Genomic DNA, 7,309 nt, shown 5'->3' on the forward strand with positions numbered 1-7,309 from the left:
GTTCAACACTCGGGATTTAGTGTTGGCTGCGCAACACCTTAATCCTTATTTGTTAGGAGTTACCTTATGATATTTGTAGCTATGTACTCAACTGGGTCAAACTCAACTAGCGTGGCAAGCTTGCAATGATTATACAGAGCACTAACCAACAACCCGATAGCTAAAGGCACGTCATCATCAATTCGTCCCTTATATTCTTGGGCATGAGCCTCTCGTCTCGTATGAGGGTAGTGGTAATTATGTGTACTATATAAAGACCATGATGGATTCGCAAAATATGCACAATGACCACTCTCCAAGCTAGCTATAAAGTTATGCTTATTCGATATATCTACGCTGTCACCATAAAAGAATCCCCCACTTGGCATGGCACTGAAACTCTTACATATTACAAATGTAAAGATTGCATCAGAACGATAAAAACTAGCATCAAAATTAAGCCCATTGTCTTCATCAGGGGCGTATACTTTCTTAGTAACCCTTGTCTGAGAGGGTAAGTATTTTAGTGCTTTGTTGGCTGCAAGTTTATCTAATATATCGCTCATTTCTGAGCTTGTTCTAATCTGGGACTTTACTTCTCCGATTGCGATTACTGCCTCAACAGGAATAAAATGTGTGTGCGAAGAGTCTACCAACTTGGGACATGATTGTTTATCGTAAATGATTAGATCACACTGGGTACTTTGTTGATTATCCCGTGTAATTATAAAACCCTTTGTAATACCAAAGGTTTGTGGTACACACAGTCTCAATAGCTCTATTACCGCATCTTCTCTATACTGTCCGAACTCACCGGCATGATAAAGGACATTCTGTTCATTGCGAAAAATGCCCTCTGAACTATTAAAGTGTTCTTTCAATCTGTTTATACTTTGTATTAACAATTGTCTATATATCGTACTTGCCATTTATAACTCCTAACAGCTATTAGACCGAAAAATTCTGCATTTAAATACAGAATCATTCTATCTAGTTTCATATGCACAGCAATTTACCACGATTAATCACAGTATTTCAGTGACTTAAAACATAGATAGACTCATTGAATGACAAAATGCAGAATATTTCCATATAGTATGAATTTCGTAAAAACTCGGACATCTGGATATAAAAACAGTACTCGTATGCATACCCCAAACACAAAAAAGCCTGCCATCTATGCGAACATAAATGGCAGGCTTTATACGTTAGTTAAGCTTGTGTGTGGCTAGCTTACGCGGCTTCGAATGCGAGGGCTTTCTTCTCTACCTGACGGAAGATCAGCGTTAGTATGCCGTTTACTGCTAAGTAGAATGCGCCAGCAATACCGAACACCGTTAGTGTGTCGTAGGTTTGGCCGTTGATACGCTGAGCGTAACCCATCAAATCCATGATGGTGATGGTGCTTGCCAGTGACGTACCTTTGAAAACTAGAATCACTTCGTTCGAGTAAGCTGGAACGGCGCGGCGTAGTGCATATGGCAGTAACACTTTCAGCGTTGCGATTTTGTCCATACCAAGTGCGCGACATGCTTCCCACTGCCCTGCTGGAATGGCGTTGAATGCGCCTCTGAACAGTAGCGTGCTGTATGCCGCGGTGTTCAAAGCTAATGCTAACATTGCGCAGAACCAAGGTTGGCTTAACCAAGTCCACATGAAGCTTTCACGAATCCAATCGAACTGACCCGGGCCGTAATACACCAAGAAGATTTGAACCAACAATGGTGTGCCAGTGAACAGCGTGATGATGCCACGAGTGAACCAGTGAATCGCCGGTATTCTTAGAATTAGCGTTACCGTCATCAGCAGTGACAAGATACAACCAACAAGCAATGAAGCGCCTGTGAGTTGAAGACTGGTCACTAAGCCTTCAAGCATTTGAGAGAGGTATTGTTGATTCATGCCATTGCCCCTTTGTTACCCAAACCTTGAATAGAGAACTTACCATCAATCACTTTTACCAATCTTTGTGTGATTAAAGTGATGACCAAGTAGATTGCTGCTGCTGTCGCGTACCAAGTAAATGCTTCGTGCGTTGCAGCGGATGTTAGTTGTGCTTGTTTCAGCAAATCTGTTACGCCAATTAGCGAAACTAATGCAGTGTCTTTCAGTAACACTAACCATTGGTTGGTTAACCCTGGTAGTGCGTGTCTTACCGCTTGAGGTAACACGATACGAAAGAATGCACGATACTGAGAAATACCAAGTGCGCTTGCTGCTTCTCTCTGCCCTTTGCTTACTGCTTTCAAAGCACCACGCAAGGTTTGCGAAGCGTAAGAAGCAAAGATAAGTGACAGTGCAACAACACCAGATAAGAACGGGCTCACTTCTATGAAGTCGCCAGTGATCATGAACAGAACTTGTGTCGAACCAAAGTAGATAAACAGTACGACCAGAATTTCTGGTAAACCACGAACAATCGTCACAAATGCAGTCGTTGGCCATTTGATTGCAATACGACGAGACATCTCTCCACTTGCAAACAAAACTGCTAGAACCAATCCAACCAATAGGCTTACGAACGCAAGCTGAACAGTCATCCAGCTTGCTTCGACGAGCCCTAAAGAGTAACCCGTTAATTCCATAAATTACTTACCGAAGTACTTGTTGAAGATCTTGTCGTATTCGCCGTTCGCTTTCACTGCTGCAAGTGCAACGTTAAGCTGGTCTACAAGTTCTTGGTTGCTCTTGTTTACTGCGATACCAAAGCCGTTACCGAAGTACTCTTGGTTTGTTACTTGATCGCCAACGTACGTTAGGTTGTCTTCTTTCTTGAACCATTCTGCTACAACGGCTGTGTCACCGAATACAGAATCGATACGACCGTTTTTCATGTCGATGAATGCATCTTGGTAGCTTGAATAAGGTACCGCTGTTACGCCAGTCATTTGCTCAAGTAGGAAGCTCTGGTGAGTAGAACCGTTTTGAACACCAACACGCTTGCCTTCTAGTGCTGCTTGGTCTGCGACTTTGCCTTCGAAAGAGATGAATGCTGCAGAGTTGTCGTAGTATGCGTTAGAGAAGTTCACTTGTTGAAGACGCGCTTCAGTGATGTCCATTGCCGAGATAGCGGCATCGTAACGTTTGAATTTAAGTGCAGGGATCAAGCTATCGAATGCTTGGTTGTGGAAAGTACAGGTCGCTTTCATCTCTTCACAAAGTGCGTTTGCTAGGTCTACGTCAAAACCTTGGATTTGGTTGTTCTCATCCATGTATTCGAATGGTGCGTACGTTGCTTCCATTGCGAATTTGATTTCTTCTTGAGCTGCTGCGTTGAAAGAAGCAAGGCCGATAAGTGAAGCTAGTAGAATCTTTTTCATTTTGTTACTCCGAATACTGTGTAATAGCGGTCTGTGGCCATTCTTATAATTTGATTGTTTTAATTGATGTTGTGTTTAGCTAGATCTAGTGAGTCAACTTTCTTTTAATAAGTGACTTACTTAATGAGTCAGATACTCGGCAAACTCAGGTGTCTGCGGATTAACGAATGAATCGCTGGTGCCGTGTTCAACGATGTACCCTTTCTCTAGGTACAGAACGTGACTAGCAATCTTCTTCGCGAAATCGACTTCGTGCGTCACGACCACTTGGGTAATGCCCGTTCCGCTCAATTCTTTAATAATGCTCACGACTTGGTTGGTGATCTCAGGATCAAGCGCCGCTGTTGGTTCATCAAACAACAACACATCCGGTTTCATCATCAGCGCACGTGCAATCGCAACACGCTGTTGTTGACCGCCAGACAGTTGAAGTGGCCAAGCGTCTGCTTTGTCGGCAAGTTGAAGTGTCTTTAGGACTTCTTGCGCTTGCTTAATCGCTTCTTGCTTATCCAAACCCGCCACTTTGGTTGGTGCTTCAATCAAGTTTTCCATCACCGTCATGTGTGGCCATAAGTTGTATTGCTGGAACACCATGCCGACTTTACGACGAAGTTTAAGCCCCTGCTTCTCTTGGATTTGGCTTGAAAAATCGAATTGCTCATTCGCAATGTCTAATTCGCCGTTGTCCGCGATTTCAAGCAGGTTCAATACACGCAGTAATGAACTCTTGCCCGCGCCGCTTGGGCCAAGCAATACCAAGGTTTCGCCACTCTCACAGTCGAAACTGATGTCGTGAAGAACTTGGGTATCACCGTATGATTTGTTGATGCTCTTTACTTGAATACTCATGCCACAATACTGCATTAATTGTCATTTGTTGGTTATTCTATTCAATCCGAGGTTTTATGCAAGAAAAATGTATAAAAAACTACTTTGTTGAATTTTTGTAACAAATATTGCACAAAAAACAGTCGCTATAACTGGTCTTACAACCAAAACTTACAAGTCATTGATAAAGCTAATATCGAGATAAATAGCAAACGTTTTGCTATCAATTTATAAATCATCGCACGGTTGCTTGTTTATGTGTGCACTCTCCTATCAACGCTAATTTACTTGCATAAAAATTAGGGGTAAACAGCTTGGTTTCCTATCCAACTGACTGGATCAAAATGCTTAGTTTTCCTTTAAGGTCGTTTCGAATTATTCACTTAGTGTTGATGAAATATTGGAAATTGAGTTTCCTAGGGAGCGTCACAGCGCAATAAATGCTTTAATGGGTTCGATTCTCAACAACAATTACTGCCCAGCGAACAACCCGCAGTACAGGCAATAAGTCATAAAGCAATTAGCCATAAGCAACAAGCAACAAGCCATCTATTTTTAAAGCGACAACACATTAAGGCAGTCATATGCAAAACGATGTCTCTTCTACGCTCGACTCGAACCAGCGACAGACTCAGCGATCGACTCAACAAGCGCCAGAACCCAAACCTGAGAAAAAAAGCCTCAGTATTTTGTTTGAGCTGAGTAAATTCATTCAGCCTTATAAAGGTCGTGTTATTGCTGCGTTGATCGCGTTGATCTTCACAGCGAGCTTAACCCTTTCAGTCGGACACGGTATTCGTCTTCTTATCGACCAAGGCTTCAGCCAACAATCGTTGTCAGACTTAGGCAGCGCGATTCAATTCATCATGGTGGTGGTCGTGCTGATCTCGATTGGCACCTTCTTCCGCTTCTATTTGGTCTCTTCTGTTGGTGAGCGAGTAAGTGCGGATATACGCCTGTCGGTTTTCAATCATGTCGTGACACTGCATCCGAGTTACTTCGAGACCAATGGCAGTGGCGACATCATGTCGCGCATTACTACGGATACCACTCTGCTTCAAAGCATCATAGGTTCATCGTTCTCTATGGCGATGCGCAGCGCGTTGATGTGTATTGGTGCGATCATCATGCTGTTTGCGACCAACATTAAGCTGACGTTGATTGTATTGGCCTCGGTGCCATTTATCTTGATTCCGATCCTTGTCTACGGGCGTCGTGTAAGAGCCCTATCTCGCCAAAGCCAAGATTCGATGTCTGATGTGGGTTCTTATGCAGGTGAAGCGATTGAACATATTAAAACCGTGCAAAGCTACAGCCGAGAAGAGCAAGAGAAAGCGTCATTCGCGGTTGAAGTTGAAAAGGCTTATGAGATTGGTCGCCAGCGTGTAAAACAGCGCGCGATTCTTATCTCTGGCGTTATCGTGATTGTATTCAGTGCTATCGCAGGCATGCTTTGGGTTGGCGGCAGTGATGTTATCAACGGCACTATGTCGGCTGGTGACTTAGCGGCGTTTGTGTTCTACGCAATTATGGTTGCTTCATCGTTAGGTACGATTTCTGAAGTGATGGGTGAACTGCAACGCGCGGCAGGTGCGACCGAGCGATTAATCGAGATCCTACAAGTTGAAAGCCATATTGTTGCGCCAGTTGCGAATCCAACTTCGCTTGCTAACGTAACGCCAGAAGTTGCATTTGATTATGTGACCTTCTGTTATCCATCAAGACCGGACCAACCCGCAACAAGCAACCTCACGCTTACTGCCCATGAAGGCAAAGTGTTGGCACTGGTTGGCCCGTCTGGCGCAGGTAAAACTACCCTGTTCGAACTGCTGCAACGTTTCTACGACCCACAAGTGGGTAAGGTCACCTTAGGCGGTGTTGAACTGAATCAGTTTGATCCTAACGAGCTAAGAAAGCAGATGGCATTGGTACCGCAACAACCTGCTCTGTTCAGTAACGATGTGTTCCATAACATTCGCTACGGCAACCCGCAGGCAACAGACGAGCAAGTGATCGAAGCGGCGAAGAAAGCGCACGCACACGAGTTCATTCAAAACCTACCTGATGGCTACAACAGCTTTCTTGGTGAACGTGGTGTAAGGCTTTCTGGTGGGCAGAGACAACGTATTGCTATCGCACGTGCCATCTTGAAAGATCCAAATATTCTATTGTTGGATGAAGCAACCAGCGCACTAGACAGTGAAAGTGAGCATCACGTACAACAAGGGTTAGAAGAGTTAATGCGTGGCAGAACGACGATCATTATCGCCCATCGATTATCAACAATTAAACACGCCGACCAAATTGCGGTGCTCGATAAAGGACAACTAGTAGACATCGGCGACCACCAGTCTCTCATCAATAGCTGCGAATTGTACCAACGCTTGGTTGAGCTGCAATTCAAACACCTTAGTGCGTAACCATTGAGTGGATGTGCAACTAAGTCACTGACATTGTGTGGTTTCAAGCTTCAAAAACTTAAATCACGCGTGTTGCAGTTTTGTTAATTTAGCGGTAGGGTTTTTATTCCAATAACAACTTATTCCGATGAAGGATAAGTAAATAACGTTAATTACACAGATAACAATAAGAGAGTTCGCATGGAAGCACTATTATCTGACTACCCGGTAGTAACAGAAATCCCTGTCGCTTGGGGAGAAATGGACGCACTCAATCACGTTAACAACGCTGTATATTTTCGCTATTTCGAAACCGCTCGCTTAGATTTTTTCAAGCACGTCGAGCTGATGGAAGAGATGGCGATTACCAAAGTTGGTCCTGTTCTTGGTGACACTTACTGTAAGTATTTCCGCCCAGTCACGTATCCAGATACCTTGATGGTCGGCTCACGTGTTACCGATATTCAAGATGACCGATTCACCATGGAATACGCGATTGTCAGTAAGGCTCAACAGAAACTGACGACCGTTGGCACTGCGACTATCGTGATGTTTGATTTTGCTTCGAACCAGAAAGCCCTGCTCTCGCTGCGCTTAACCAATGAAATCGAAAAGATGAACACGTTGAAAAGCCCATGCTTCAAACAAGAAGCCGTGACAGAATAACGTATTCGTTGGTTGAGAAAGATTCAGAAAGTTTCAGACATTAAAAAGGCCACTCGATTGAGTCAATGCCGTTCGGATAAGCATTACTGTTTGAATCTAAACGGATATTTAGCTGGA

The 7,309-nt window shown here is 43.8% G+C and carries 7 protein-coding genes; 2 read left to right on the top strand and 5 right to left on the bottom strand.

Translation table 11 applies throughout. From position 1 onward, the window contains the following. Positions 1-59: 59 nt before the first annotated feature. From ACED46_RS20925 to artP, 5 genes are all read right to left on the bottom strand, one after another. A complete protein-coding gene (locus ACED46_RS20925; RefSeq protein WP_371722354.1) occupies positions 60-908 on the bottom strand; it encodes a DUF6602 domain-containing protein in 849 nt (282 codons plus the stop codon). Positions 909-1,212: 304 nt separating this feature from the next. Further along, positions 1,213-1,881 (bottom strand): arginine ABC transporter permease ArtM, encoded by a 669-nt coding sequence (gene artM / locus ACED46_RS20930; RefSeq protein WP_017068344.1) that lies wholly within the window; start codon positions 1,879-1,881, stop codon positions 1,213-1,215. Next, on the bottom strand, positions 1,878-2,564 hold the full coding sequence (gene artQ, locus ACED46_RS20935; RefSeq protein WP_371722355.1) for an arginine ABC transporter permease ArtQ: 687 nt from the start codon (positions 2,562-2,564) through the stop codon (positions 1,878-1,880). The genes artM and artQ overlap by 4 nt, the downstream gene beginning before the upstream one ends. Before the next feature lie 3 nt (positions 2,565-2,567). Continuing rightward, positions 2,568-3,299, bottom strand: a complete 732-nt coding sequence (locus tag ACED46_RS20940) for a lysine/arginine/ornithine ABC transporter substrate-binding protein (RefSeq protein ID WP_016795731.1) — start codon at positions 3,297-3,299, stop codon at positions 2,568-2,570. 120 nt (positions 3,300-3,419) lie between these two features. Beyond that, complete coding sequence (artP, locus tag ACED46_RS20945) at positions 3,420-4,148, bottom strand: arginine ABC transporter ATP-binding protein ArtP (RefSeq protein ID WP_032545343.1); 729 nt, start codon at positions 4,146-4,148, stop codon at positions 3,420-3,422. A gap of 563 nt (positions 4,149-4,711) precedes the next feature. On the opposite strand from artP, the gene ACED46_RS20950 reads away from it, so the two are divergent. Both ACED46_RS20950 and ACED46_RS20955 read left to right on the top strand, forming a co-directional pair. Next, positions 4,712-6,547: an ABC transporter ATP-binding protein/permease gene (locus ACED46_RS20950; protein ID WP_371722356.1), complete on the top strand. Its 1,836-nt coding sequence runs from the start codon at positions 4,712-4,714 to the stop codon at positions 6,545-6,547. A 180-nt stretch (positions 6,548-6,727) separates the two neighbouring features. Then, the gene (locus tag ACED46_RS20955; RefSeq protein WP_017061819.1) at positions 6,728-7,192 is read left to right on the top strand and encodes a thioesterase family protein; all 465 of its coding nucleotides are present in this window, start codon (positions 6,728-6,730) and stop codon (positions 7,190-7,192) included. Positions 7,193-7,309: the final 117 nt, after the last annotated feature.

This window comes from Vibrio sp. 1S139 (genome assembly GCF_041439475.1).
In the GTDB taxonomy this organism is placed as follows: domain Bacteria; phylum Pseudomonadota; class Gammaproteobacteria; order Enterobacterales; family Vibrionaceae; genus Vibrio; species Vibrio crassostreae_C.